Annotated in this window: 27 protein-coding genes and 1 rRNA gene; 20 read left to right on the forward strand and 8 right to left on the reverse strand. The window is 62.1% G+C overall.

Features of this window, described 5'->3' with window-relative positions:
- Window positions 1-146: 146 nt before the first annotated feature.
- Window positions 147-261, forward strand: a 5S ribosomal RNA gene (gene rrf, locus EPD80_RS00010).
- A gap of 120 nt (window positions 262-381) precedes the next feature.
- On the opposite strand, the gene efp is transcribed toward rrf, so the two are convergent.
- Window positions 382-939, reverse strand: a complete 558-nt coding sequence (gene efp / locus EPD80_RS00015) for an elongation factor P (protein ID WP_142809299.1) — start codon at window positions 937-939, stop codon at window positions 382-384.
- Window positions 940-978: 39 nt separating this feature from the next.
- Entirely contained in the window at window positions 979-2,133 is a 1,155-nt protein-coding gene (gene earP, locus EPD80_RS00020; protein ID WP_142808456.1) for an elongation factor P maturation arginine rhamnosyltransferase EarP, read from the reverse strand.
- A 106-nt stretch (window positions 2,134-2,239) separates the two neighbouring features.
- On the opposite strand from earP, the gene EPD80_RS00025 reads away from it, so the two are divergent.
- The 18 genes from EPD80_RS00025 (at window position 2,240) to gstA (ending at window position 18,915) form a co-directional block, all read left to right on the forward strand.
- Window positions 2,240-2,728: an MliC family protein gene (locus tag EPD80_RS00025; protein ID WP_185957655.1), complete on the forward strand. Its 489-nt coding sequence runs from the start codon at window positions 2,240-2,242 to the stop codon at window positions 2,726-2,728.
- A 95-nt stretch (window positions 2,729-2,823) separates the two neighbouring features.
- Window positions 2,824-3,249, forward strand: a complete 426-nt coding sequence (gene ndk, locus EPD80_RS00030) for a nucleoside-diphosphate kinase (protein WP_142805281.1) — start codon at window positions 2,824-2,826, stop codon at window positions 3,247-3,249.
- 41 nt (window positions 3,250-3,290) lie between these two features.
- Window positions 3,291-4,424 (forward strand): 23S rRNA (adenine(2503)-C(2))-methyltransferase RlmN, encoded by a 1,134-nt coding sequence (gene rlmN, locus EPD80_RS00035; protein WP_142805282.1) that lies wholly within the window; start codon window positions 3,291-3,293, stop codon window positions 4,422-4,424.
- A gap of 113 nt (window positions 4,425-4,537) precedes the next feature.
- Window positions 4,538-5,236, forward strand: coding sequence for a tetratricopeptide repeat protein (locus tag EPD80_RS00040; protein ID WP_185957656.1), 699 nt, complete (start codon window positions 4,538-4,540; stop codon window positions 5,234-5,236).
- A gap of 11 nt (window positions 5,237-5,247) precedes the next feature.
- Window positions 5,248-6,132, forward strand: a complete 885-nt coding sequence (locus EPD80_RS00045; protein WP_142808463.1) for a helix-turn-helix domain-containing protein — start codon at window positions 5,248-5,250, stop codon at window positions 6,130-6,132.
- A 43-nt stretch (window positions 6,133-6,175) separates the two neighbouring features.
- The gene (ispG, locus tag EPD80_RS00050) at window positions 6,176-7,435 is read left to right on the forward strand and encodes a flavodoxin-dependent (E)-4-hydroxy-3-methylbut-2-enyl-diphosphate synthase (RefSeq protein ID WP_142809301.1); all 1,260 of its coding nucleotides are present in this window, start codon (window positions 6,176-6,178) and stop codon (window positions 7,433-7,435) included.
- Window positions 7,432-8,727, forward strand: a complete 1,296-nt coding sequence (gene hisS, locus EPD80_RS00055) for a histidine--tRNA ligase (protein ID WP_142808465.1) — start codon at window positions 7,432-7,434, stop codon at window positions 8,725-8,727. Before ispG ends, hisS begins: the two co-directional genes overlap by 4 nt.
- The gene (locus tag EPD80_RS00060) at window positions 8,717-9,343 is read left to right on the forward strand and encodes a YfgM family protein (protein WP_142805286.1); all 627 of its coding nucleotides are present in this window, start codon (window positions 8,717-8,719) and stop codon (window positions 9,341-9,343) included. Before hisS ends, EPD80_RS00060 begins: the two co-directional genes overlap by 11 nt.
- A 2-nt stretch (window positions 9,344-9,345) precedes the next feature.
- Window positions 9,346-10,500, forward strand: coding sequence for an outer membrane protein assembly factor BamB (gene bamB / locus EPD80_RS00065; protein WP_142805287.1), 1,155 nt, complete (start codon window positions 9,346-9,348; stop codon window positions 10,498-10,500).
- Window positions 10,500-11,840 carry a ribosome biogenesis GTPase Der gene (der, locus tag EPD80_RS00070; protein ID WP_142808467.1) on the forward strand — a complete coding sequence of 447 codons (1,341 nt, stop codon included), beginning with the start codon at window positions 10,500-10,502 and terminating at the stop codon, window positions 11,838-11,840. The genes bamB and der overlap by 1 nt, the downstream gene beginning before the upstream one ends.
- A 97-nt stretch (window positions 11,841-11,937) precedes the next feature.
- Entirely contained in the window at window positions 11,938-12,189 is a 252-nt protein-coding gene (hfq, locus tag EPD80_RS00075; protein ID WP_142805289.1) for an RNA chaperone Hfq, read from the forward strand.
- 71 nt (window positions 12,190-12,260) lie between these two features.
- Window positions 12,261-13,403, forward strand: a complete 1,143-nt coding sequence (gene hflX / locus EPD80_RS00080; RefSeq protein ID WP_142808469.1) for a GTPase HflX — start codon at window positions 12,261-12,263, stop codon at window positions 13,401-13,403.
- Window positions 13,390-14,646 carry an FtsH protease activity modulator HflK gene (gene hflK / locus EPD80_RS00085; RefSeq protein ID WP_142805291.1) on the forward strand — a complete coding sequence of 419 codons (1,257 nt, stop codon included), beginning with the start codon at window positions 13,390-13,392 and terminating at the stop codon, window positions 14,644-14,646. Before hflX ends, hflK begins: the two co-directional genes overlap by 14 nt.
- Window positions 14,646-15,527: a protease modulator HflC gene (gene hflC / locus EPD80_RS00090; RefSeq protein ID WP_142805313.1), complete on the forward strand. Its 882-nt coding sequence runs from the start codon at window positions 14,646-14,648 to the stop codon at window positions 15,525-15,527. The genes hflK and hflC overlap by 1 nt, the downstream gene beginning before the upstream one ends.
- A 17-nt stretch (window positions 15,528-15,544) precedes the next feature.
- Window positions 15,545-15,733 (forward strand): DUF2065 domain-containing protein, encoded by a 189-nt coding sequence (locus tag EPD80_RS00095; RefSeq protein ID WP_142805292.1) that lies wholly within the window; start codon window positions 15,545-15,547, stop codon window positions 15,731-15,733.
- A gap of 8 nt (window positions 15,734-15,741) precedes the next feature.
- Entirely contained in the window at window positions 15,742-16,896 is a 1,155-nt protein-coding gene (locus tag EPD80_RS00100; RefSeq protein ID WP_142808471.1) for an ATP phosphoribosyltransferase regulatory subunit, read from the forward strand.
- A gap of 18 nt (window positions 16,897-16,914) precedes the next feature.
- Window positions 16,915-18,225: an adenylosuccinate synthase gene (locus EPD80_RS00105; RefSeq protein ID WP_142805294.1), complete on the forward strand. Its 1,311-nt coding sequence runs from the start codon at window positions 16,915-16,917 to the stop codon at window positions 18,223-18,225.
- Between the two features lie 84 nt (window positions 18,226-18,309).
- Window positions 18,310-18,915 carry a glutathione transferase GstA gene (gene gstA / locus EPD80_RS00110; RefSeq protein ID WP_142808473.1) on the forward strand — a complete coding sequence of 202 codons (606 nt, stop codon included), beginning with the start codon at window positions 18,310-18,312 and terminating at the stop codon, window positions 18,913-18,915.
- Between the two features lie 61 nt (window positions 18,916-18,976).
- Here the strand turns inward: gstA and EPD80_RS00115 are convergent, their stop codons facing one another.
- The 6 genes from EPD80_RS00115 to EPD80_RS00140 all read right to left on the reverse strand — a co-directional run bounded on the left by EPD80_RS00115 (window position 18,977) and on the right by EPD80_RS00140 (window position 25,074).
- On the reverse strand, window positions 18,977-20,062 hold the full coding sequence (locus EPD80_RS00115) for an alkene reductase (RefSeq protein ID WP_142808475.1): 1,086 nt from the start codon (window positions 20,060-20,062) through the stop codon (window positions 18,977-18,979).
- Window positions 20,063-20,244: 182 nt separating this feature from the next.
- On the reverse strand, window positions 20,245-21,162 hold the full coding sequence (gene thpD / locus EPD80_RS00120; protein WP_142808477.1) for an ectoine hydroxylase: 918 nt from the start codon (window positions 21,160-21,162) through the stop codon (window positions 20,245-20,247).
- 93 nt (window positions 21,163-21,255) lie between these two features.
- The gene (locus EPD80_RS00125) at window positions 21,256-21,657 is read right to left on the reverse strand and encodes an ectoine synthase (protein WP_142808479.1); all 402 of its coding nucleotides are present in this window, start codon (window positions 21,655-21,657) and stop codon (window positions 21,256-21,258) included.
- The gene (gene ectB / locus EPD80_RS00130; protein WP_142808481.1) at window positions 21,654-22,964 is read right to left on the reverse strand and encodes a diaminobutyrate--2-oxoglutarate transaminase; all 1,311 of its coding nucleotides are present in this window, start codon (window positions 22,962-22,964) and stop codon (window positions 21,654-21,656) included. The genes EPD80_RS00125 and ectB overlap by 4 nt, the downstream gene beginning before the upstream one ends.
- On the reverse strand, window positions 22,961-23,524 hold the full coding sequence (gene ectA / locus EPD80_RS00135; protein WP_142808483.1) for a diaminobutyrate acetyltransferase: 564 nt from the start codon (window positions 23,522-23,524) through the stop codon (window positions 22,961-22,963). Before ectA ends, ectB begins: the two co-directional genes overlap by 4 nt.
- 269 nt (window positions 23,525-23,793) lie before the next feature.
- Window positions 23,794-25,074: a chloride channel protein gene (locus tag EPD80_RS00140; RefSeq protein WP_221928746.1), complete on the reverse strand. Its 1,281-nt coding sequence runs from the start codon at window positions 25,072-25,074 to the stop codon at window positions 23,794-23,796.
- A 548-nt stretch (window positions 25,075-25,622) separates the two neighbouring features.
- On the opposite strand from EPD80_RS00140, the gene EPD80_RS00150 reads away from it, so the two are divergent.
- A complete protein-coding gene (locus EPD80_RS00150; protein ID WP_142805301.1) occupies window positions 25,623-26,417 on the forward strand; it encodes an enoyl-CoA hydratase/isomerase family protein in 795 nt (264 codons plus the stop codon).
- Window position 26,418: the final 1 nt, after the last annotated feature.

Below are 26,418 nucleotides of genomic sequence, written 5' to 3' on the forward strand. Positions count from 1 at the left end.
AGGGCGCAGGTGTAAGGCGGGTAACCGCTTGAGCTGAGCGCTACTAATTGCCCGTGCGGCTTGATCCTATAGCCGTGCCATGCACCCCACCCCTCACACACACCCCCACCCAACACCCCCTTGCCCCGCTTGTTGCCCCGTCACTGTCTGACGCCCATGGCGCGCCGGCACCACGCCTTCCCATCCCGAACAGGACCGTGAAACGGCGCCGCGCCGATGATACTGGAGCTCCGCCTCCGGGAACGTAGGTCAGCGTCAGACATCCCCTACCCCGCACACAAAAACCCCCCTACCAAACGGTAGGGGGTTCTTGCGTCGACCCGATGCACACACCAAAAAACCCGCTGGCAGCGGGTTTTTTTGTGCTGGACGATCGAAACGTCAAACGCGCCGTTTGTATTCACCGGTTACCGTGTCGATCTCGATCTTGTCGCCAATCTCGACGAAAGCCGGAACCATGATTTCGTGGCCGGTCGGTTTGATGCGAGCCGGTTTCATGACTTTGCCGGAGGTATCGCCGCGTACGGCCGGTTCGGTATACTCGACTTCGCGCACGATGGAGGAGGGTAACTCGACGGCGATGGCTTTTCCCTGATAGAGAACGACCTCGCAGCTCATGCCATCTTCGAGGTAGGGGAGGACGTTCTCCATGTTGTCCTTTTCCACTTCGTATTGGTTGAATTCCTCGTCCATGAACACGTACATCGGGTCGGCGAAGTAGCTGTACGTGCATTCCTTGCGCTCGAGGATCACGGTGTCGAATTTTTCATCGGCTTTGTAGACCGATTCGGTAACGTTGCCGGTGAAGAGATTCTTCAGCTTCATTTTTACGACGGCAGCATTACGACCGGATTTGTTGTATTCGGCCTTCTGGACGACGAAAGGTTCATCCTTGATAAGGACGACGTTTCCGGCGCGCAGTTCTTGGGCTTGCTTCATCATGGGTGTGATTCCCGCAGTTTCGTTGAAAATAAACAATCATTTTATCGCGTTTCTGGCGACGAAGTCGAGCAGCCGGGTACAGAGATCTTCTTGTAGGGTGAGATACTGGCACCAGTGATGGCAATGAGCTTGCCAGAGATCGCGTCGTTGCCATAGACAGCGCCAATCCTCGGGGGTTTCCCTGCCGCGGTTGCTGTTGAGAAACCACTGTGTCGCCAAATCTGCAAGGGATGGGGGGGTGTCGGCGAGGTAGTGCCCGAGGAATGCCTCGAGTTTGGTTAGATGAATGTCGTCTTCCTGGCGATAGGGATGCCAGAGGAAAGGGCGGGCGCTCCATTGAGCGCGAACGAAAGAATCTTCGCCTCGTACCCAATTGAAATCGCAGCTCCACAGTAATCGATCGAAATCGTCCTGCGGTAGCATGGGCAAAGGGACGAATCGCACCTGAGGTGCATGAGGATGGATAAGAATCTTGGTGTCGAGTTCCAGACCCGCGCGGGCGAGCGCTTGGCGCGGCTGTCCCGGGGGAACGAAGACCGCCGTCGCTTGGGGATCGTGAGCGAGCCAGGCAAGGAAGGCACCGAGTTCGGCATCGGCGTAGCAAAAAAGGGTGATTCTCCGCGTCTCTAGCGTTTCGGCCTGCCCGATGCGATCCAGGAATCGAGCAATCCGTTTCGGATCGCCTTGAAAGCGGTTCCGCTGCTCGAGGAGCGTGCGTTCGCGCAAGAGTCCTCCAGTGCGGGGAGTGAAACCGGGGACGAAGAACCATGCGGTGAGTGGTAACCGAGGGTGGGGGGAAGGCAGACCATGGACCTCTTCTGCCCAAAGTTCGGGGGTGAGGTGCTCGAGGTGGATCCAGAGCAGGGGAGGACATTGTCTAGCAAGCGCTCCGAGCCAGGGTTCGCTCAGGCCGCAGCCAAAGGCTTCGATGGCAACGTCGATTTGAGCCAACATTTCGCAATCGCTCTCGTCCGGTTGCGAGCGATCCCAGAGTCGTAGCGTGAGTTTGCCGCACTGCTGCACTTTCTCCGTGGTGCGGATTTCCGGTGCCAATTTGGCGAGGGTGTGGAGATCGTCGATCCAGAGCGTGACGTCTTGGCCGAAGTCGTCTCGCAGTTGGCGGGCGAGGCGCCAGGTGGTGCCCGCGTCGCCGTAGTTGTCGACGACGGCGCAGAAGATGCCGAAACGCATGATGGTCCAAAAATAATGAAAGTCTAGCCCCTCTTGCGGGTTCCGTGGGAGGTGTATAATGTTTTTTCAGGGATTTTTCGGCAGCTGTCTGTTGGGGGAGGTAAAGATGCGCGGGAAAACGATGCGTTGGTTGCTCGCAACGGTGATGGGGGTGTCGTATGCGGGTGTATGGGCCGATGAAGGGGCATTGCCCCAGCTCGATCTCGACTTGCCGAGTGGTGTCTATCGGTGCGAAGAAGGGCGAAAGCAGCTCGGGGTGGAGCGGGTGCGCTACGATAGCGATCAGGTCGTGGTGCGTTGGGAGGGCAAACGCTATACCTTGGCGCGCGATGTTTCGTTCTCGGGGCTGCCCCGTTACGAGGATCGGCAAAACGGCTTGCTGTGGGTCGATCTACCTTGGAAGAGCGTCCTGCTCAACACCAAGACCGAACGGCCGATGGCAGCCGATTGCGTCTATGCCCAAGGGGTCGACCCCTCGGTGCTCGATGCGCCGGTGAAAGTGGCCGATGCCAAGACGAAGAAAAAAGTCGTCGCGCGTTCATCCAAGCCTGAGCCGCAGAAAACGGCCAGTGCTGTGGCCGCTTCGTCCAACTGAAAGGTTCTTCATGCGCGGCGGGCGTGGCGTCGTCGTGACGTCCGCCCGCCGTTGGTTTGATAGAATGTCTTTTTTTGCTTGTCTAGGAGTGATTCATGGCCGTAGAGCGTACGCTATCCATCATCAAGCCCGATGCCGTCGCCAAGAACGTGATTGGCAAGATCTATCAGCGCTTCGAGGATGCTGGTCTCAAGATCATCGCTGCGAAGATGGTGTGGTTGTCGGAAAAAGAGGCCGGCGCTTTCTACGCGGTGCACAAGGAGCGTCCCTTCTACAAGGACCTCGTGGCCTTCATGACCTCTGGTCCGGTGATGGTGCAGGTGCTCGAAGGCGAGAATGCCATCGCCAAGAATCGTGAGCTGATGGGGGCGACCGATCCGAAGAAGGCCGCGCCAGGGACGATTCGCGCCGATTTCGCCGATTCGATCGATGCCAATGCGGTGCACGGTTCCGATGCGCCCGAAACGGCCAGGGTGGAGATCGCTTTCTTCTTCCCCGAAATGAACATTTATTCACGCTAATTGGTCCACTCCGTCGGTGCCTCCCCGCCGACGGTTCGACGATGACCCCGACCAATCTGCTCGATTTCGATCTGCCCCAGCTCACCGACTGGATCCAGTCCCTCGGTGAGCGTCCTTTCCGTGCACGTCAGATCTTTCGCTGGATTCATCGCGAGGGCTGCGAAGACTTCGCGGCGATGAGCGACGTGGCGAAGAGTCTGCGCGCCAAGCTCGCGGAGCAGGCGATCATCGCTGCGCCGAGGGTGCTGCGCGATAGCGTCTCCCGTGACGGCACGCGCAAATGGTTGCTCGACGTGGGTGGGGGCAACGCCGTGGAGACGGTGTTCATTCCCGAGCGCTCGCGTGGCACACTATGCATTTCTACTCAGGCCGGCTGCGCGCTCGAGTGCGCCTTTTGCTCCACGGGCAAGCAGGGATTCAACCGCAATCTCAGCACCGCGGAGATCCTGGGGCAGTTGTGGCTCGCCAACCGATTGCTGGGCGCGGCTAAAACAGAGGGCGATTGGGATACGACCGAGGGCCCAGACAATGGCCGCGTGGTGACGAACGTCGTCCTCATGGGCATGGGCGAACCGTTGGCCAATTTCGAGGCGGTGGTGCGTGCTCTGCGCGTGATGCTCGACGATCACGGTTATGGTCTCTCGCGACGACGGGTCACGGTGTCTACTTCCGGAATCGTGCCGGCCATCGACCGACTGCGCGAGCACTGTCCCGTGGCGCTGGCGGTATCGTTGCATGCGCCCAACGATGCGCTGCGCGATCGACTCGTGCCGATCAACCGCAAGTATCCTTTGCGCGAGTTGCTGGCGGCTTGCCAGCGCTATCTTGAGCGTGCGCCGCGCGATTTCATCACGTTCGAGTATGTCTTGCTCGCGGGGGTCAATGACGAGCCGGAGCATGCACGCGAGTTGGTGGCCTTGGTGCGCGACGTGCCCTGCAAGTTCAACTTGATCCCGTTCAATCCCTTCCCTGGGGCGCCGTTTGCGCGACCCGAAGAGGGACGGATTAGGCGCTTTGCCGCTATTCTGATGGAGGCGGGATTGGTGACGACGACGCGCAAGACGCGCGGTGACGACGTGGCTGCCGCCTGCGGTCAGCTCGCTGGCCAGGTGCGCGATCGGACCCGCCGTTCTCGGGGGGGCGAGCCGATCATTTTTCCTCAGAGGGCGTCGTGATGAAATCTTGGAGGCTTGCTGTTGCCTTGTTTTGTTCCCTTGCATTGGTAGGGTGCGCGAATCAGGCGGTGCGGCCGGCAACGGGGATTTTCGAAACGAGCCATGACCGGCCGATGTTGGAACGTCAGCCGGATCGACCCAATGAGGTGAGGGCGAAGGCACACATCGAGCTCGCTCTCGCCTACCTGGACATCGGACGGGTAGACGTAGCCCTGGACGAATTGCGCGCCGCTGCAGCCGAGGCGCCGGATTATCCTCCCCTTCATTACGCATGGGGCGTGACCAACCTGACGATCGGCGATCGCGTTCAGGCCGAGCGCGCTCTGACTCGAGCCTTGCAGGCCGCGCCGCGAGACCCTGATTTCAACCTTGCTTATGGCTGGTTTCTTTGTACGGGTCCGCAACCTGCCAGTGGTCTGCCTTATCTCCAGCAGGTGGCGGCCAATCCCTATTATGGAAACAAGGCGCGGGTCTACGCCAATCTTGCTTGGTGCCAGGAATTGGCGGGGGAGCGGGAGGCGGCTAGGGCGAGTCTGCAGGAGGCGATTCGTTTGGATCCGCGCAACACCCTGGTGCTCTACCAGGGGGCCCGTTTGGCACAACGCTGGGGTGAGTGGGATCGTGCCTCCGATTACTTGCAGCGCTTGATGAGGGAAGTCGATCCCGATCCGAGCCTGCTGTGGATGGCCATCAATGTCGAGCGCAAGCGCCGGGATACTGCGGCATTCGAGCAGTATGCGCGACGTCTCAGAGCGGAATTCCCCGATAGCCCAGAGGCGGAACTCCTGAGACAGGGGGCTTGGGATCTGTGACGGAGGGAGCATTGATCGAGCCTCGTGAAGTTGGTGTGCTGCTGGCACGAGCGAGGATGGAGCAGGGGCGCAGCGTCGCCGAAATGGCGCAGCAATTGAAGTTGCTGCCGCGCCAGATCACGGCGCTCGAAGAGGGGCGCTTCGATGAATTGCCCGGTCCGGTTTTCGTTCGTGGCTTCGTGCGAAATTATGCACGTGCGCTCGGGTTGGATCCCGAGCCTTTGCTCGCTTCGCTGGAGGTCAAACCCGGTGCCGAGGCGGTGACGCTCACGCCAGCGTCGAATGCCGAAGGGGAGATCCGGATACGGCGCTCTCGCCCGTGGCGAATCGTTCTTCGCTATGTATTGCCCCTGTTCGTTTTGCTTCTACTCGTCACCGTCTATTTCGACTGGTTCCGGATGCCGTCTCCGACACGGCAGGAGACGGCGGTCTTGCTGCCGCCTGCCGTTGAAGCGCAGGATACAACTACGGATGTACTGGGCAGCCATTCACGATCGGCGGTGGCTGAGCCATTTTCCTCGCCTGCCGTTTCGGTCGCTTCAGAGGATGATTCTTTAGGCGAGACGACGCAAAGCGCTCCTGCATCCGATGTCTCTGAGCCAGAAAAGGCTCGCGCTGAGGCGCCGTCGGTAGTCAGCCCAGAAAATCCTTCTGAACCTGAGTCTGTGTTGCGTTTCCGGGCCGAGGGGCGATCCTGGGTCGAGGTGCGTGATGCCAGCGGAACGGTCGTGTTCTCCCGGATACTCGATGCGGGTCAGGAGGCTTCGCTGGACGGCACGCCGCCGTTTTCCCTGGTGGTTGGGAATGCGGCGGTGGTGCGAGTGGAGTTTCGAGGCGAACCCATCGAGATCAAAGAAGTGAGCAAGAATGGGGTCGGCAGAATCAGGTTGCCATGACGAGGTTGAAATGAAGGCGAACGACGCGCTTCTGGAAGAAGTCATGGCCGAGCCCACCGTTGGTCCGCAGCAGCGCCGATCCACCCGGCAGGTGCGCGTGGGGAACGTGACGATCGGCTCGAGTGCACCCATCGTCGTGCAGTCCATGACCAATACCGCGACGAGCGAAGTCGAGTCGACGGTGCGTCAAGTGCTGGCGCTCGCGCGTGCCGGGTCCGAATTGGTGCGGCTCACGGTCAATGACGAGGCGGCTGCGCGCGCGGTGCCCGAAATTCGCGAGCGCCTGGTGCGCGCCGGCTGTCGCGTGCCGCTCGTGGGTGATTTCCACTATAACGGCCACCAGCTGCTGCGCGAGTATCCGGCTTGTGCCGAGGCGCTGGACAAATGGCGCATCAACCCGGGCAACGTCGGACAGGGGGAAAAACGCGACCGACGTTTCGCCGAGATCGTCGAACTCGCCTGTCGGTACGACAAGCCCGTGCGCATCGGGGTGAATTGGGGCAGTCTCGACCCGGCCGTGCTCGCGCGCCTCATGGACGAGAATGCCCGGCGCGAGCGGCCTTGGTCGGCAGGGGCGGTGATGCGCGAGGCGCTCGTGACGTCCGCCCTCGAATCGGCGGCGCTCGCCGAGCGCTACGGCCTCCCTGGTGACCGCATCGTGCTCTCGGCCAAGGTCTCGAGCGTGCAGGATCTCATCGCCGTCTATCGCACACTCGCGCAGCGCTGTGATTATCCGCTGCACCTGGGCCTTACCGAGGCGGGCATGGGCAGCAAGGGCATCGTCGCCTCGACTGCGGCCTTGGCGGTGCTGCTGCAAGAGGGGGTCGGCGACACCATCCGCGTCTCGCTCACGCCTGCGCCGGGGGGGGAACGTACCGAGGAAGTGGTGGTGGCCCAGCAGATCCTGCAGACCATGGGACTGCGGGCGTTCACGCCGATGGTGACGGCCTGCCCGGGATGCGGGCGCACGACGTCCTCTTTTTTTCAGGAGTTGGCCGAATCGACCCAGTCCTACGTGCGCGCGCGCATGCCCGAGTGGCGCGAACGCTACGACGGGGTGGAGCAGCTGACGCTGGCCGTGATGGGCTGCGTCGTCAATGGCCCGGGTGAATCCAAGCATGCCCACATCGGCATCTCTCTGCCGGGCACGGGCGAGGCGCCGGTCGCCCCCGTTTTCGTCGATGGACAGAAGGTGGCCACGCTGCGCGGTTCGGACCTTGCCGCGCAGTTCCACGCCATGATCGAAGCCTACGTGGCGCGGCGTTTTCCGCCGAAGGTCCCGCAATACGACGAGGAAGCATGAGCGCAACGAAATTACAGGCGGTGCGCGGGATGAACGACATCCTGCCGCCCGAATCCGATTGGTGGGAAGAATTCGAGGAGCGGGTGCGCACCTGGGCGCGTGCCTACGGCTATCGCCCCATCCGCACGCCCATCGTCGAGCCGACGGCGCTCTTCAAGCGTGCCATCGGCGAGGTGACCGACATCGTCGAGAAGGAGATGTATTCCTTCGAGGACGTGCTGAACGGCGAACACCTGACCTTGCGTCCCGAGGGGACGGCAGGCTGCGTGCGTGCAGTGATCGAGCACAATCTCCTCTTTCAGGGGCCGCAGCGGCTCTATTACCTGGGCCCGATGTTCCGCCACGAGCGGCCGCAAAAGGGGCGTTACCGGCAGTTCCACCAGGTCGGCATCGAGGCGCTCGGTTTTTCCGGTCCCGACATCGATGCCGAACTCATCCTCATGGGCGCACGTCTGTGGGACGAGCTGGGATTGCAGGACGTGCGGCTCGAGATCAATTCCCTGGGTTCGAGCGAAGAGCGCGCTGCACACCGCCAGTCCTTGGTCGAGTACTTCCGGGTACGCTACGACGAACTCGATGAGGACGGCAAACGTCGCCTCGAGCGCAATCCGCTGCGTATCCTGGATTCGAAAAATCCGGCGATGCAGGAACTCATCGAGGGAGCACCACGTCTGTTGGATTTCCTCGGCGAGGAATCGAAGACGCACTTCGAGCGGGTACTCGCGCTCATCGAGGCAGCCGGCGTGCCCTATCGCATCAACCCACGGCTGGTTCGAGGGCTAGATTACTACAACCGTACCGTCTTCGAATGGGTGAGCCCGCGGCTCGGGGCGCAAGCGACGATCTGCGCCGGTGGCCGCTACGACGGCCTCATCGAACAGCTGGGGGGCAAGCCTGCCCCCGCGGCCGGCTTTGCCATCGGCGTGGAACGGCTGCTGATGCTATGGCAGGCGAGCGGCGGAAAAGTCGTGCCCAAGGTGCCCGACGTTTACGTGGTGCATCAAGGTGCGCGCGCCGAGGCCGTGGCGTTCCAACTCGCCGAGCGCCTGCGTGATCTGGGGCTCGACGTGGTATTGCATTGTGGCGGCGGCAGTTTCAAGAGCCAGATGAAAAAGGCGGATGCGAGTGGCGCGACGCTGGCCTTGATCCTGGGTGAGGACGAGGTCGACAGCGGCACGGTGGGGCTCAAGCCCCTGCGCCAGGAGGCGCCGCAGCAGCGGGTAGCGATCGAAGCCTGCGAAGACGCGGTGATGCAATGGCTCTACGGCCAGGAGGAAGGTAATGGCGCTTGACTTGCAGGAACAGGAGCAGATCGACGAACTCAAGACCTGGTGGCAGATGTACGGCCGCTGGGTGACGATCGCCATCCTCGTGGCGGCGATCGTTTCCTTGGGCTGGAACGGATGGCGCTGGTGGCGCCAGCACCAGGCCCAGGAGGCGGCGCGCATCGAGGCAGAGTTGGTGGTGGCCCTCGAACGAGGGGAGTTGCCCTTGGCACGGGCCGCAGCCCATCGTTTGCGGGAATCACGGACCAATGCCTTGTTGGCCGATCTCTCCGGTTTGAAACTGGGTTACGAACTGTGGCAAGCTGGTGATCACGCAGCCGCAAAAGAAGAACTCGGGCGCGTAGCCGAGCAGGGCTCCGAACCTTACCTGCGGGATGTGGCTCGCTTGCGCGAGGCGGCCGTGTTGCTCGATTCGGGTTCGGCCCAAGAAGCTTTCGAACGGCTCGCCATCGCGCCGGTGCCGGAGTTGGCCGCGCGCTATGAAGAAGCCCGTGGGGATGCGCTCGCGGCGCTCGGACGCCTCGAAGAAGCACGGGTGGCCTATCAGCGAGCCCTCGATCAGGGGACGGATCCTGCCTGGCGAGAACTCGTCGCCCTCAAGCGCGACGGGTTGGGGGGCTGAGCATGAGCGGTCGTTTCTCCCGTGTCGCTGCGCGTCTGCTGGCGCTTTTTGCCGTCGCGACGCTCGTTGCCGGCTGCTCTTCGCTCAATCCCTTTTCGCGCAAAGGACCCCAGATCGCGCCTCTGCCGCCGCTCACCAGTCCCGTGGAAGTGAGCATTGCAGCGCAGACCAAGGTAGGGGGCAGTGAAGGACTTTTCCTCACTCCGGCCATCCTCGACAACGAGGCCATCGTTGCCGGGGGTGACGGGCGCGTTTTGCGCTGGAATGGCGGTACGCGCTGGGAGGCGAAGCTCGAAGACAGGATCATCGCGGGTGTGGGTGCGGACGAGCGCCTGGCCGTGGTCGTCACGCGCAAAGGGGAGGTGGTGGCACTTGCCGTCGACGATGGGACAGTGCGCTGGCGCCATCCGCTCCAGGCCGACGTGATCACGCCACCCTTGGTGGCCGGCGGCTTCGTCGTGGTGCGTGCGGTCGATCATCGGCTCATCGCGCTCGATGCGCGCGACGGCAAGGAGCGCTGGGTTTATCAGCGCAACCTGCCGCCCTTGTCGCTGCGCCAATCGGCCCCGCTGGTGAGCGCCGGCAACGCCATCGTCGCTGGTTATCCGGGAGGGATCGTTGCCGTGGTCGAACCGCGCAGCGGCGCACCGCTCTTCGATCTGACGGTGGCCTCGCCCAAGGGGGCGACCGAAATCGAACGGCTCACCGACGTGGTCGGTCCACCGTTGGTGGCGCGTCAGGAAGTGTGCGCCGCCGCGTATCAGGGGCGTGTGGCCTGCTTCGACGGGCGTACCGCCGAGACGATCTGGACCAAGGATCTCTCTAGCCGCACGGGGATCGATCGTGACTTTCGTTATATCGTCGTCACTGCCGACAACGACGACGTGGTCGCACTCGATGCTTACTCCGGGAGGGAACAGTGGCGCACGGGTGGATTCTCCTGGCGCTTGCTCACGCGTCCGCTCATCCTCGGAGACTGGGTGCTCGTGGGCGATCGCGAAGGTTACGTCCACGTGCTCGATCGCAACGATGGCCGCATCCGTGGGCGGGTACGTGTCGGCTCCGGACCCATCCTCGTCGAGCCGAAATCCATCGGTCCCAACCGGGCAGTGGTGCAGAATACCGATGGAACGGTGGCCGTCGTGGAGGTGCATTGATGGCGGCACTGCCCACCGTCGTGCTCGTCGGGCGGCCCAACGTCGGCAAGTCCACCCTGTTCAACCGGCTCACGCAAAGCCGGGATGCACTCGTGGCCGACGTACCGGGGCTGACGCGTGACCGGCGCTACGGTCAGGGAAAGCTCGGCCCGCGGCCCTATTTGGTCGTCGATACCGCCGGCTTCGATCCGACGAGCAAGGAAGGATTGACTCGCGAGATGGCGCGACAGGCCGAGCAGGCGATCCGCGAGGCCGACGTAGTCCTCTTTCTCGTCGACGGGCGCGCCGGCCTCACGGCGCACGACCGAGACATCGCTGATTATTTGCGCCGGCTCGGCCGCTCGGTGCGGCTGGTGGTCAACAAGACCGAAGGCATGCGGCAGACCTACGCCACCGCCGAATTCCACGCACTCGGGCTGGGCGAACCTTTGGCCATCTCGGCGGTGCACGGTGAGGGCGTGCGCCAGATGATCGCCGAAGTCTTGGCCGATTTTCCCGAAGAAGACTCCAACGAGCCGCCGCAGGAGGAAGACGCGCCGCGCGTGGCGGTGGTCGGTCGTCCCAACGTGGGCAAGTCGACCCTCATCAACGCCCTTGTGGGCGAAGAGCGGCTCATCGCCTACGACCTGCCAGGGACGACCCGCGATGCGATCGAGGTGCCGTTCGTGCGGGGCTCACGCCGCTACGTGCTCGTCGACACCGCTGGTGTGCGCCGCAAGGGGCGGGTCACCGAGGCGGTGGAGAAATTTTCGGTGATCAAGACCCTACAGGCGGTGGAGCGGGCCAACGTGGTCGTGCTCGTGCTCGACGCGGCGCAGGGGATCGCCGATCAGGACGCACACTTGGGGGGATTCATCCTCGAGACCGGCCGCGCGCTCGTGATCGCGGTAAACAAATGGGATGCCGTCGATGACTACCAGCGTAGCTTGGTGAAGACGCAGCTTGCCAGCAAGCTGGGATTTCTGTCGTTCGCGCGCACCGTTTTCCTCTCGGCCGCGCAAGGGCGAGGGCTGGAGCCGCTCCTCAAGGCCGTGGACGAAGCCCATGCCGCCGCGTTTGCCAAGCTGCCCACGCCACAGCTCACCCGGGTGCTCCAGGAGCTGGTCAAATGCCAGGCGCCGCCGCGCCACGGGCTCTTTCGTCCGAAGCCGCGCTATGCGCATCAAGGGGGCAGCAATCCGCCGGTGATCGTCATCCACGGCAACGCGCTCGAGCATTTGCCCAAATCGTACCGGCGCTATCTCGAGCATGGTTTCCTCGAAGCCTTCCGTCTGCGCGGTACGCCGCTCAAGCTCGAATGGCGCACGTCGGAAAACCCCTATGTGAAACGCAGCGATTGAACGGCTGCTGCCCAAAGCCAGCGCGACTGTGCTATCGTTGTTCGTTGTGCTGCACCATTTTTCATGAGACCAAACCCACAACACGAAAGGCCACGACATGAGCAACAAAGCCTTGCAACTGCAAGACCCCTTCCTCAACCTGCTGCGCCGCGAGCACGTCCCGGTGTCGATCTATCTGGTCAATGGTATCAAGTTACAAGGGCACATCGAGTCCTTCGACCAATACGTCGTCCTGCTCAAGAACAACGTCACGCAGATGGTCTACAAGCACGCCATCTCCACCGTCGTGCCGTCGCGCCCGGTGACGCTGCGCGAAGTCCATGAGGACGAACAGCAAGCGGAACAATGATGGATTGTGGGGAACGCCTGCGCGATTGGCGCGTCTCATGAACGTTCCTCTTTCCTCGAAGGAATCTTTCATTGTTCGAACGTCCGCAACGCGGTGAACAAGCCGTGCTCGTCCAGCTCGATATCGGCCAGGGTGCGCTCGCCGAGCGTCTCTGCGAATTGCAACTCCTGGTGGAAAGTGCCGGGGCCGACGTGGTCGGCGTGGTGCGCGGCCGTCGGCCACGCCCCGATCCGGCTTTCTTCGTCGGCCGCGGCAAGCTCGACGAAGTGCGTAGCGCCATCGCCCAAGGAGAGGGCGATTTGGTCGTCTTCGACCATACCTTGTCTCCAGCGCAGCAGCGTAACCTCGAGCGCGAATTGCAGTGTCGGGTGATCGATCGCAATGCCCTCATCCTCGACATCTTCGCGCAGCGTGCCCGCAGTCACGAAGGAAAACTCCAGGTGGAACTCGCCCAGCTGGAATATCTTTCCACGCGCCTCGTGCGCGGCTGGACCCACCTCGAGCGCCAACGCGGAGGGATCGGCCTGCGTGGACCGGGCGAGACCCAGCTCGAGACCGACCGGCGGCTCCTGGGCATTCGGGTCAAGCAGCTGAAGAGCCGGCTCGAGCGGCTCGAGCGCCAGCGCATCACACGCCGGCGCGCGCGCAACCGTCGGGGGGTGCCGCAGGTCTCGCTGGTGGGCTATACCAACGCTGGCAAGTCGACCCTCTTCAACGCACTCACCAAAGCCGGCGCCTATGCCGCCGACCAGCTCTTTGCCACGCTCGACACCACATCGCGCCGCATCTGGCTGCCGCGCGTCGGTGACGTCGTGCTCTCGGATACCGTAGGATTCATCCGTGATCTGCCGCACGACTTGGTGGCGGCCTTCCACGCCACGCTCGAAGAGGTCGCCGAGGCCGACCTGCTGCTACACGTCGTCGATGGGGCGAGTGAGGATCGTGAGGCTCAGCGCGCCACGGTAGACGCGGTGCTCGCCGAGATCGGCGCACAGGACGTGCCACGGATCGAGGTGTTCAATAAAATCGACTTGCTCGCCGAGGTTCCGGCCGAGCGGACCGACGAGTGTGGTAGCATTCGCCGGGTTTGCGTCAGCGCGCGCACAGGAGAGGGGCTCGACTCCTTACGTGCGGTGCTCACCGACCGCCTGTGCCCCCTGTCGCCGATGCGTACGGTGCAATCAAGAAACGAGGAACTCCATGTCATTGAATGATCCCCGTTGGGGCGATCGTAACGACGGACCCGACGATGAGGGGCGCCGTCGTGATCCTCGCCCGGGACGTCCGCCCCAAGGCGAAGGTCCCCCCGACCTCGAGGAAGTCTGGCGTCAATTCAACGAGCGGCTCGCGGTGCTCTTTGGTGGTGGCCGCGGAGGGCGTTCTTCGGGCCCTGGAGGGGGTCGCTCCTGGGATGGCAAGCAATTCGGTGCCGGGATCGTCTTGCTCGTCGCCATCGTACTCGTGTTGTGGCTGCTTTCCGGGTTTTACAAGGTCGATGCCAACGAACGCGCGGTGGTACTGCGGTTTGGTCGGTACGTCGAGACGACCGAACCGGGCTTGCGTTGGCGCTTGCCTTACCCGATCGAACGCCATGAGATCGTCGATCTCACCGGCGTGCGCACCGTCGAAGTCGGTTACCGCGGCACCGACCGCAACAAGGTGCTGCGTGAATCGCTCATGCTCACCGACGACGAGAACATCGTCTCGATCCAGTTTGCGGTGCAATACGTGCTCAAATCCCCCGAAGACTATCTCTTCCGCGACCGTGCGCCCGACGAGAGCGTCAAGCAGGCCGCCGAGAGCGCCATGCGTGAAATCGTCGGCAAGTCCAAAATGGATTACGTCCTCTACGAAGGACGTGAGGACATCGCCGTACGCGCTCAGGAGTTGATGCAGACCATGCTCGACCGCTACCGTACCGGGGTGCAAGTGGTGCGCGTCACCCTACAAAACGCCCAACCACCCGAGCAGGTGCAGGCGGCTTTCGACGACGCCGTCAAGGCCGGTCAAGATCGCGAACGCTTGCGGAACGAAGGTGAGGCCTATGCCAACGCAGTGATCCCTCGCGCTCGAGGCACGGCCGCACGTCTATTGGAGGAGGCCAATGCCTACAAAGGTAGGATCGTGGAACAGGCCACTGGTGATGCCGCGCGCTTCACCCAGATCCAGCAGCAATACCGGCAGGCGCCGGCGATCACGCGCGAACGCCTCTATCTCGAGACGATGCAACATATCTTTACCAACACGAGCAAGGTGCTGGTCGATGCACCAGCCCACAACAACCTCATGGTTTTGCCGCTCGAGCGTTTGCTCACCCCTTCCGGGGGCACGACGGCGCCAACTTACCAAGGGCCTAGCAGCGGCGATGGCAGTGCCGAGGCTGCGGCCGAATCGACCCGTAAGGAACGGGACATGACGAGACAAGATCTGCGCAACCGTGAGCGGGGGAGCCGATGATGCAAGCTAGGATCGCCACCGTGCTCGGGGTGTTGCTGCTGATTGCCGCGATCGCCTCGATGTCGCTCTTTACCGTCGACGAGCGCCGCTATGCCATGGTCCTGCAGTTCGGGGAGGTCAAATCGGTAATTTCCGAACCGGGCTTGCACGTGAAACTACCCTTGGTACAGAACGTTCGTCTGTTCGATCGGCGCTTTTTGACCATCGATACGCCCGAACCTGAGCGTTTCATCACTTCCGAGAAGAAGAACGTGTTGGTGGACCACTTCATCAAGTGGCGCATCGCCGACCCGCAGCAGTATTACATCACCATGGGCGGGGACGAGACGCGTGCTCGCACACGGCTACTGCAAACGGTCAACGCCACGCTGCGCGAAGAATTCGGCCAACGCAGCGTGCACGATGTCGTCTCCGGTGAGCGCGACAAGGTCATGGAAATCGTGCGCACCAAGACCGACCGCGACGCGCGCACGTTCGGTGTCGAGATCGTCGATCTGCGCCTGAAGCGCGTCGATCTGCCGGCAGAGGTGTCCGAGTCGGTCTACCGCCGCATGGAGGCCGAGCGCAAGCGCGTGGCCAACAACCTGCGCTCCGAGGGGGCGGCGATCGCCGAGCGTATCCGCGCCGACGCCGACCGGCAAAGCGAGCTGATCATCGCCGAAGCCTATCGTGAGTCGCAGCGGCTCAAAGGTGAAGGGGATGCCGAAGCCACGCGCATCTTCAACGAAGCCTATGGACGCGATCCCGAGTTCTTCAGCTACTATCGCAGCCTCGAAGCCTATCGCGAGAGCTTCTCTCGGCGTGAGGACGTGTTCGTTCTCGATCCAAGCTCCGCGTTCTTCAAACACTTCAAGACGCCACAGTCGTCGGGCAACCGCTGAGCCTTGCCGTCCAGAGCATGTCCGAAATCTTCTGGAAAGCCTTGGGTCTGATGCTCGTTTTCGAGGGCTTGATGCCTTTCCTCGCACCGCATGCCTGGCAGCAAGCCCTGAAGCGTCTGGCAGAGGTGCCTTCCGAGCGCTTACGCTGGTTTGGTGCCGCGGCCATCGTCCTGGGGTTGCTCATCGTCAATGACGTCATCCTGTGAGGCCATCCATGCGTTGGGTTTTGCCCGACTATCTCCGTGACGAGCTGCCCCCGGCGGCGGAGCACCTCGAGCGCTTACGACGCGATCTGCTCGATCTCTTCCGTCTTCATGGCTACCAGCTCGTCGCTCCTCCGCTCATCGAATTCCTCTCTTCGCTCATCGTCGGCGGAGAGGAAGACCTGAGGCTGCGTACGTTCGGGCTCACCGACCAGTTGAGCGGCCAAACCATGGGGGTGCGTGCCGACATTACGCCTCAGGTGGCACGGATCGATGCGCATCTGTTGAATCGTCGGGGCGTCACCCGTCTGTGTTACTGTGGCCCGGTGCTGCACACTCTGCCCGCCTCGCTCACCGCCACGCGCGAGCCGCTGCAGCTCGGTGCCGAGCTCTATGGTCATGGCGGTGTGGAAGCCGACATCGAGATCATTCGCCTGCTGGCGACTGCCCTCGAACGGGCACGTCTACCGGCGGTGCGTATCGACGTCGGGCACATGGGGCTCTTTCGCGCCCTCACCGAGGGCATGGATCACGAGCGGGCAGAGGCGCTCTTCGAACTGCTCCAGGCAAAAGATTCTGCGGGAATCGAGAACTTCCTCGCTACGACCGGCGCCGAGATCGATGAGGCGCGTGCTGTTTCACTGTGCGCCCTGCCTGGGCTCTACGGCGGGATCGAGGTGCTCTCTCTGGCACGGTCTCGGCTCGCACCGCTGCCGGCAGTGGTGCGGGCACTCGAAGAGCTCGAGGCGCTCGCCGAAACGCTCGCCGATTTGCCGCTGGGGTTCGATTTGGCGGATCTTCGTGGCTATCACTATCACACCGGCGTGATGTTCGCTGCCTACGGCGCCAACCACCCTTCGGCGCTCGCCTTGGGCGGGCGTTACGACGGACTCGGTGCGGCTTTCGGACGGGCTCGGCCGGCGACGGGATTTTCGATCGATTTGCGCGAACTCATCGCCCGTCTGCCGCTCGCCCCCTTGCCGGGCGCCATCCTCGCGCCCGCGGTGGACGATGAGGCGTTGGAGGCAGTAGTGGCCCAGTTGCGTGAGGCAGGGCAGGCAGTGGTGCGGGAATTGCCGGGGCATCCGCTCGAAGAATGGCGCGAAGCCGGCTGCGACCGGCGCCTCGTGCAGCGCGCCGGACAGTGGGTCGTGGAACCGTTGTGATCGTAAAAGGAAGGGCTGATGGCTAAGAACGTGGTCGTCGTCGGGACGCAGTGGGGCGACGAAGGTAAGGGCAAGATCGTCGACTGGCTCACCGACAACGCTCAGGGCGTGGTGCGCTTCCAGGGTGGGCACAACGCGGGGCACACCTTGGTGGTGGGGGAGCGTGAATACAAGCTCAACCTCGTGCCCTCCGGCATCGTGCGCGAAGGGGTGGCCTGCTTCATCGGCAACGGGGTGGTGCTCGACGTCCATCACCTACTTGCCGAGATTCGGACGTTGGAGGCTGGCGGGATCGAAGTGCGCTCGCGCCTGCGCGTCAGCCCCGGTTGCCCTTTGATCCTGCCCTATCACGTCGCGCTCGACCGGGCGCGCGAGGCGGCGCGCAGCGCTGGCGACAAGATCGGTACCACGGGCAAGGGCATCGGCCCGGCTTACGAGGACAAGGTGGCCCGTCGTGCGATCCGCCTCTACGATCTCTTCCGTCCCGAGCAATTTCGCGCCAAGCTCGAGAGCAACCTCGCCTGGGTCAATTTCGTGCTCACTCAGGCTTTCCACGCCGAGCCGCTCGAGTTCGAGCCGATCTATGAACAAGCGCTCGCCGATGCGAAAGAAATGTTGCCCTTGGTGACCGACGTCTCCGCCCGACTCTACGAGATCAACAAGGCGGGCGGCAATCTGCTCTTCGAAGGGGCGCAGGGGACGCTACTCGACATCGATCACGGCACCTATCCCTTCGTCACCTCCAGCAACTGCGTCGCCGGTCAAGCCGCCGCCGGCGCCGGGCTGGGGCCGGGGCGACTGCACTACGTGCTCGGCATCACCAAGGCGTATTGCACTCGGGTGGGCGGGGGGCCTTTCCCCACGGAATTGGACATCGACACCGAGGGCACCCCGGGCTGGCAGATGTCGACCAAAGGGCGGGAGTTCGGCACCGTCACCGGTCGCAAGCGACGCTGCGGCTGGCTGGACCTGGCCGCGCTCAAGCGTTCCATCATCATCAATGGCGTCTCGGGTCTGTGTATCACCAAGCTCGACGTGCTCGACGGCCTCGAGGATCTGAAACTGTGCATCGGTTACGAACTCGACGGTGAGCGGATCGAATTGTTGCCGATGGGAGCCGACGAGGTCGCCCGTTGTGTTCCCGTCTACGAGACCTTGCCTGGCTGGCGCGAGAGCACCTTCGGGGCGCGCCGTTGGGAGGATCTTCCCTACGAGGCCCGTGCCTACCTGCACCGCATCGAGGAATTCTGCGAGATTCCGATCGACGTGATCTCGACTGGCCCCGAGCGCGACGAGACCATCCTGCGCCGTCATCCTTTCGGCGCCTGAAACCGTTTTTCTCCGGATGTGCTACAGTGAGAAAGCTCCGTGAGGGGCTTTCAATCATACGAACCACGAAAAAGGAGGAACCCGATGAAACTGTATTTCTCGCCCGGCGCCTGTTCGCTGTCGCCCCACATCGCCCTTCGGGAAGCCGGCGTCGAGCCCGAGCTGGTGCGGGTGGATCTCGCCACGAAAAAACTCGCCGATGGGGGCGATTATCTGGCGATCAATTCCAAGGGCTACGTTCCGGCGCTGCAGCTCGACGATGGGACGATCCTCACCGAAGGCCCGGCGATTCTCATCTACATCGTGCAGAATCTGGCGCGTACGCCGCTCGGCCCCAAAGAGGGGATGGGGCTGGTGCGGTTGGTGGAATGGCTCAACTTCATCGCTACCGAGATCCACAAAGGATTCTCGCCGCTCTTCAAGCCGAACTGCCCGCAGGAATGGAAGGCGGTGGCGAAGGAGAACCTGCTCAAACGCCTGCAATGGGTGGACGGCCAGCTCGCTCAGCGGACCTGGCTTCTCGGGGAAGAATTCTCGGTGGCCGACGTCTACCTGTTCGTCTGCACCACCTGGACTGCCTATGTGCAAATCGACCTCGGTCAATTCCCAGCCCTAGCGCGTTTCGCGGAAAAAGTTTCGCAGCGTCCAGCGGTGCAAGCGGCCTTGAAGGCGGAAGGTCTGAAAAAGTAGTCTTGGGCTTGCGCCGATCAGAAGAAAAAGCCGCCTTGGGCGGCTTTTTCTTCTTTTTTGCTCAAGCGTAGAGGATGGGGTAATCGAGGTAGCCTTTCTCGCCCCCCGTATAGAAAGTGGAAGGATCGGGCGTGTTGAGCGCCGCGCCGTGACGGAATCGCTCGACCAGATCGGGGTTGGCGATGAAAAGCTGCCCGAACGAGATCATGTCGGCCTCGCCGCGAGCGATCGCCGCGTTGGCCGTCTCGAAGGTGTAGCCCCCGTTCGTCATGTAGACGGTGGGCCACAAGGGGCGCAGCGTGCGCAGGTCGAAGGCAGGGCCAGCGACTCCAGGGGATTCTTTGCCCATTTCGGTGATGTGTAGATAGCCGAGATTGAAATCGCCCAGGGCTTTGACGGCGTAAGAGAAAGTTGCCTCGGGGTTGGAGTCGCGCATGTCGTTGAACGGTTGTAGGGGCGAGAGGCGCACCCCCACGCAGCCGCGATCCCATACGCCGAGCACGGCCTCGGTCACTTCCAGGAGAAACCGGGCACGGTTGGCGATGGAGCCGCCGTAGGCGTCGGTGCGACGGTTGCTGCCGTCGCGCAGGAACTGGTCGATGAGGTACCCGTTGGCACCGTGGATCTCCACGCCGTCGAAACCCGCCGCCTTGGCATTGCGCGCGGCCTGAGCGTAATGTTCGATGGTTTCCGCGATGTCTTGCAGGCTCATGGCGCGCGGGGTGACGAAGGGTTTGTTGCCGCTCGGCGTATAGGTCTCGCCGCGGGCAGCGATCGCGGAAGGGCCGATCGGTTCCAATCCCCCATTGACCTCGGGATGTGCCACTCGGCCGCAGTGCCACAATTGGGCAAAGATGCGTCCACCACGGGCATGCACCGCTTCGGTGACGGCTTTCCAACCTTGGATTTGAGCCGGCGTGAAGATGCCGGGAGTGTTGGGGTAAGCGAATCCTTCTGGGGAGATCACCACGCCCTCACTGATGATGAGACCGGCGCTGGCGCGCTGAGCGTAGTAGCGTACCATCATGTCGGTGGGAACGCCGTGGGCACTGGCCCGATTGCGCGTCATCGGCGCCATGGCGATCCGGTTGGGCAGGGTGTAAGGGCCCAGAGCGATGGAGGTGAAGAGATCGCGCTTCTCGGTCATCGATCGATCCTTTCCGTGGTTGTTGTGTGAGCCCAATCACTATAGATCGGCCAAGGAAAAAAACCAATGGCTTCGGTTCGCAATGGGATCAACGGCGTCGTTCGAGCAGGTCGTTGCACCTTTCCGCTGTGATCCGGGTTCCCCGTGGTTGCCCCGATCGAGGCGATTTTCCGTCCAGAGCGCTAGCGTTTCACGGCCTCGGTCAACAGGCCGGTTTGGGGCGTGATCGGTTGGGGCTCGCGGGTTCCGAGAAACCAGGGGCGAGGTTTTTCCGGACCGAAAGGAGCCTGTAATCGGTTTGAGAGGGCGTTGTATACGAAAAAGGCGTTGGAGCGCGGCTGTGGTGTGATGTTGCCGTTCGAACCGTGCATGACGTTGCAGTGAAATACCAACACCGTCCCAGGTTTTCCCCCGGCAACGACGATTCCCTGCTGGTCGACGAGGGTCGCTAGGCTCACATCGTCTGGCACGCCGTATTCTTGCTTTTTCAGGGAGTGGAGGTAGTGCTCCGCGGGCGTCTCGCCTACGCAGGAGATGTAGGTGGTGTGTGACCCCGGGATGAGCATTAGCGCCCCGTTGATCGCATCGTTTTCCGTGAGTAGGACCGAAATCGAGACTGCGCGCATTCGCGGCATGCCATCTTCCACGTGCCAGGTCTCGAAATCGCTATGCCAATAGAATTCTTTGCCTCGAAATCCCGGCTTGTAATTGAGGCGTGATTGGTGGATATAGACCCGATCGTCGAGTAGAAACTCGGCAATTCCGACCAGCCGCCGGTCACTTGCCAGGCGCTGCATCACTGGGGCCTGTTGATGGATGGCGAAGATGGAACGCACCTCGCTGCTGTTGGGTTCGGTGATGAGCGTCTCGGGGTCGAGGACTTGCGCCTGGGTGCGGAGCCGCGCAGCTTCTTCTTGCAAAAGGCGCACTTCTTCGTCGGTGAAAAGTCCGTCGAGGACGAGGAACCCTTCGCGCTCGAAACGGGAGGCTTGGCCGGCCGTGAGAGGAGCTTCCGGCGTCCAAGGGCGATAGAGCACGGGGTCCTTTATGGGGCTCATCATGGCCTCATGGCTGCGACGAGAGGGATAGAGATCTTCCATACAGCCTCTTTTCTGGCTGATTTGCAAAAGCAACGATGGCACCCCTCCTCGACGAAGCGAGGGGTGCCGACGAGGGAGGGGGCGATGCAGCGGCTATTGGGATCGAGCGTATTCGTGCTCGGCCGGGTAGGCGCCGGTCTCGTCATGTACTTCCGCGCCGGTGACCGGAGGATTGAAGGCGCACACACAGACGATGTCCGTGGTCGGGCGTATGATGTGCCGATCGTGCTCATTGAGGGCGTACATGACCCCTGGGCGAAGCACGTGGATTTGACCCGTACCCAGATCTTCGATGGTGCCGGTGCCTTCGATCACCAAGACGGCTTCGAGGTGGTTGCGGTAGTGGAATTCCAGCGTCTCTCCCGAGTAGAGGCGAGTGACGTGATAGGAAAAACCCATACCGTCTTTCTTCAGCAGCAAACGGATGCTGTCCCAGCCTTTGGATTTGACGTGACGCTCACCATCACGCAGCTCGTCGACCGAACGCACGATCATTTGGTTACCTCCAGCGATGCTTCGACGTACTCATTCATGACGTTGGCTACGCATTCTTCGACGATGTCCAAGCCCTTGGCGAATATCTCGTCGTCGATGTTCAGCGGGGCGAGCACTTTGACGACTTCATCGTCGGCTCCGCTCGTCTCGATGATGAGCCCCCGGTCGAAGCAGGCAGCGGTGACCTTGGCTGCAAGTTCACCATTGGGTAGGACGATGCCGCGCATCATGCCGCGGCCGCGGGTTTCGAGTCCGTGTGCTTCGGCCATGCGTTCGAGTCGCTCGGCCAGATATTCGCCGCGCCGCGATACTTCCCCGGCGAACTCGCCGTCACTCCAGAAATGGCGCAAGGCGGCGGTGGCCGTGACGAAGGCATGGTTGTTACCTCGGAAGGTTCCGTTGTGCTCGCCCGGATTCCAGATGTCGAGCTCGCGTCGGAAGAGCGTGAGCGCAAAGGGCAATCCCAGACCCGAGAGCGACTTGGCTAGGGTAACGATGTCGGGTTCGATTCCAGCTTCTTCGAAGCTGAAGAAGCCACCGGTGCGACCGCATCCGGCCTGGATGTCGTCGATGATGAGCAGGGCCCCATGACGCTTGGCCAGGGCGGCGATCTTGCGCAACCATGCGGCCGAGGCGACATTGAGCCCGCCCTCGCCTTGCACCGTTTCCACGAGGATCGCGGCCGGGGCGTCGAGACCGCTCGAGCCGTCGGTGAGGCGACGTTCGAGTAGCTCGGCCGTATCGATGCCTTGGCCATGATAGCCGTCGTAAGGCTCATGCACGACGTTGTCGAGCGGCACTCCGGCGCCCTGACGTTTGGCCGCGTTGCCGGTACAGGCAAGCGAGCCCAAAGTCATGCCGTGGAATCCGTTGGTGAAAGCGATCACGAGGTTGCGCCCGGTCACCTTGCGGGCGAGCTTCAGGGCGGCTTCCACGGCATTGGTGCCCGTGGGGCCGGGGAACATTGCCACATAATCGAGTCCGCGAGGCTCGAGGATGAGTTCATCGAACGTGTGCAGGAATTCTGCCTTGGCCTGGGTGTGCAGATCGAGACCATGGGCGATGCCATCGTTTTGGATGTGCTCGATGAGCGCTTGTTTGAGTACGGGATGGTTGTGACCGTAGTTGAGCGTCGAGCATCCACTCAAGAAGTCGAGATAGCGCCCTCCCTGATCGTCGTACATCCAAGGTCCCCTGGCTTTGACGAACTGTCGGGGCATGGTGCGGCAGTAGCTTCGCACCTTGGATTCGCGGCGCAGGTAAATCGAACGATCGGGTAGTGTATGGGAAGGTTCGGGTCTGCTCATGGCGTATTTCCTCCGGAAGGAGTGGAATGGACGGCAGACAGGGGACCGATCGTCAGTTCCCATTCGGTCTCGTGTCGGCCGGCGAAATGGCGTTCTTTCTCGAATAGCGGCCGCTCGACGATCGAATGGCCATGGCGGGCGGCGAATCCGCGAAAGAATGCCCAGGAAGCATCATTGTCGGGAGTGATGGTGGTGACGATGAAGCGCACGTCGTCGAGCCCGGGCCGGGCGAGCAAGCGTTCGAGCAGGCTGCTGGCGAGCCCCTGACCCCGGGCCGTTTCAGTCACCGCCACTTGCCAGATGAAGAGCTTGTCTGGTGTATTCGGGATACGGTACCCGGAGATCCAGCCCAGCAACTCGTCCTCGTTCGGACGCTCGGCCAGGATGCAGGTATCGGCGAAGTGCGTACACTGCAGCAGGTTGCAATAGGCCGAGTTGGGGTCGAGCGGTGGGCACCGGGCAATGAGGCGCGTGACGCGCGGCCCGTCTTCCGGCCGGGGCTCACGGAATGTGATCGTATCGAGGGACGGGTTTTGGGCTAAAAAATATAAATCATTCATGATAATGATAATGTAATTATATGAGAATGTATTTCATGGAAATGTCCATGAAATTCAAGGGATAGAGTGACGAATAAATTCTATTGTGTTTTTTGTATTTTTACCCTATCACGCGACGAGGGAGAGGTCAACCATTTTTTTATGAGGGTTTTGGTGGGGCTCCCATCCTTCGACGGCGCATTCTTTGTAATCGATATGGGTATCTTCTTCGGTTTCGGGCGATTCTTGCCTCGGGCCGCTGTGCCCGTACGATGAAAACGATGCGCCCTTCAGTTGCCGAGTGTGTCTTGGTGGACGAGCTTTTGCTGCTTGAGGCGCTCGCTTGCCGAGCGTAGGGTGTCACGCGCCAAGGCGTGATAGAGGGGAGTGCGGATGAGGGTGCGGGAGAGGGCGAAGGCGATCAGAGACGTCGCCATGAGAGGTAGCAGCACTTCATGGTTTGCCGTCATTTCCATCACGATCACGAAGGCCGTGATGGGGGTTTGCGTCAGGGCGGACAGAAAGCCCACCATGCCGAGCACGAGGAAGACGTTGGGTGCCGATCCTGGGAAGCCCATGGCGACGAGCGAGCCTAGGCCGGCGCCAACGGCCAGCGCTGGTGCGAATACGCCGCCCGGTATGCGGCTGACGAATGCCAGGGTGATGGCGGCCATCTTGGCGAGGAAAAAGTACCATGGAAGCATGCCTTCGCCTTCCAGGGCCGACTTGACTTGCTGGTAACCGGTGCCGTAAATGTCTCCGCCGGTGACCCAACCCAATAAGGCGGTACCCAGGCCGCAGGCTGCAGCCAGGTAGATCGGGTGTCGTTTGGCCCATTGGCCGGCGCGTCCAGGCAGGCCGTGGTGCGACAAAGCGATCAGCGCGCGCGCATAGAGGCTGCCCATGAGGCCACAGGCGATGCCCATCGCGAGCACCACTTTCCAGCCATCGGCCATGCCCATGGCCAAATCGGTACGTCCGAAATAGGTATAGTTGCCGAGCAGTAGCAGCGAGACGATTCCGGAGAAGATGACGGCCGTCAATAAGGTTCCGTTTGCCTGGAAAGCGCGGCGATGGGACATCTCTTCGATGGCGAAGAGAATGCCCCCCAGTGGGGTGTTGAAGGCGGCGGCCACGCCGGCGCCCCCGCCGGCGACGATCAGCGCATGGCTGGAAGCGAGCCGCCGTCGCTTGCGTTTGCCAGCAAGGGCGTACATCACCGACGAGGCGACTTGTACTGTTGGCCCTTCGCGCCCGATCGAGGCGCCGCAAAGTAGGCCCAGGGTGGTCAGGAGAATTTTACCCAGGGCGATCGGAATCGACAGGAGCGAGCGCCTCAGCCTGCCGTCGGTGCTCAGGCTGGCGGCGATCGCTTGCGGAATGCCGCTGCCGGTGGCCGAGGGAAAGAATCGCAGGGTGATCCAGGCGATGGCGGCGAAACCCAGAGGAGAGAGGAGAAGCCCTATCCAGGGACGGCCATTGAGCAAGGCGGCATGGAATTCGATGGCCCATTCCGCCGCTTTGGCAAAACCCACGGAGAGCAGCCCCACCAGGCAGGCGGCAAACACCATGGGGAGCTCTTCTTCCCAGCGCCTCAAAGAGACCGTCAGCCGTTGCAGTCGCTGCGAACGACGGGTCGATGTGGACGAGGGCTTGTCGTTTTCAGGCATAAAGGAATTTTAGTGCAAAATGAGCCCGAGCTTGCGAAAGACGTGTCTTTGGCTCTATCATGAACCTCGCCGAGGGAGGCGGGATCACGGCGTGTTCCGTCCTATGGGCGTGCGAAAAACTTCCGCGAGCGATTGCAGGTCAGGGGGACGCTGAAGAAATGAGCGAGCGGGATGAAGCGCAAGGCGCACGGAGCGCAGCGACCGAGACATATCGAGTAGATAGGCGAGGGAGCGAGCACCGCGCAACGCAGCGATTCGCCCGCGCAGCCAATTATTCAGCGTTTCCCAAGACGCCTAGGAGGCGACATGCCCCCCTCGATGTGCGGGCATCCATGCGCCGGAGCGAGCCGCGATGCAGCCGTGCAGTCGCTCATTCGTGGTGCCGCACGGGGAAACCGTTTGAATCGTCGAGGGAGATAGCGATGGTAGAGGCGAGTGAGGCGCCGTCCATGAGCGATGAAGAAGGAGAGCCGCTGCGGTATGCGGTGCATGAGGGTTTGGCTGAAATCGCGTTCAATCGCCCGCATCGGCTCAATGCAGTCAATGAAGCCGTCTATGCTGCCATGCACAAAGCATTGCTCCGGGCCGAAGAGGACGAAACGGTCAGGGTGGTGCTACTACGTGGCGAGGGCCGGGCTTTCTGTGTGGGAGCCGACCTCAAAGCGCACGGCAGTGGTCAGCGAACGCCCTACCAGCGTCGCCGTTACCTCGAGGGAGAACAGGAGGTATGCCGGCGCATCCTGCACCTGTCGAAACCGGTGGTGGCGGCAGTGCATGGCTATGCGCTCGGAGCAGGAGCCGAAATGGCACTGGCAGCCGATTTTCTGCTGATGAGCAAAAGTGCCAAACTGGGTTTCCCGGAGTTGTCGATCGGCAACTTCCTTGGCGGGGGGGTCACGTGGTTGTTGCCGCGGCTGGTCGGATTGGCGCGAGCGCGTGAATTGCTGTTTTTTGGCGAACGCCTCGATGGTGAGCAAGCCGAACGCATCGGGTTGGCCAACCGTGCGTTCGACGACGAGGGTTTTCTCGAATCCGCCCGGCTCTATGCACGCGCCCTGGCCGAGAAGGCGCCCATTTCCATGGAACTCGCCAAGCGCACCCTGCTGCTCGCCGCGGGAAATTCGCTGGAAGCAGCCCTTGCCGCCGAGTTGGAAGGAATGACGTTCGTGGCGACCACCGAAGATTGGCGTGAAGGCGTGGTGGCATTTGCCGAGAAGCGCCCACCCAGGTTCCGCGGGAGATGAG

Source organism: Tepidiphilus olei (assembly GCF_006980705.1).
GTDB lineage: Bacteria > Pseudomonadota > Gammaproteobacteria > Burkholderiales > Rhodocyclaceae > Tepidiphilus > Tepidiphilus olei.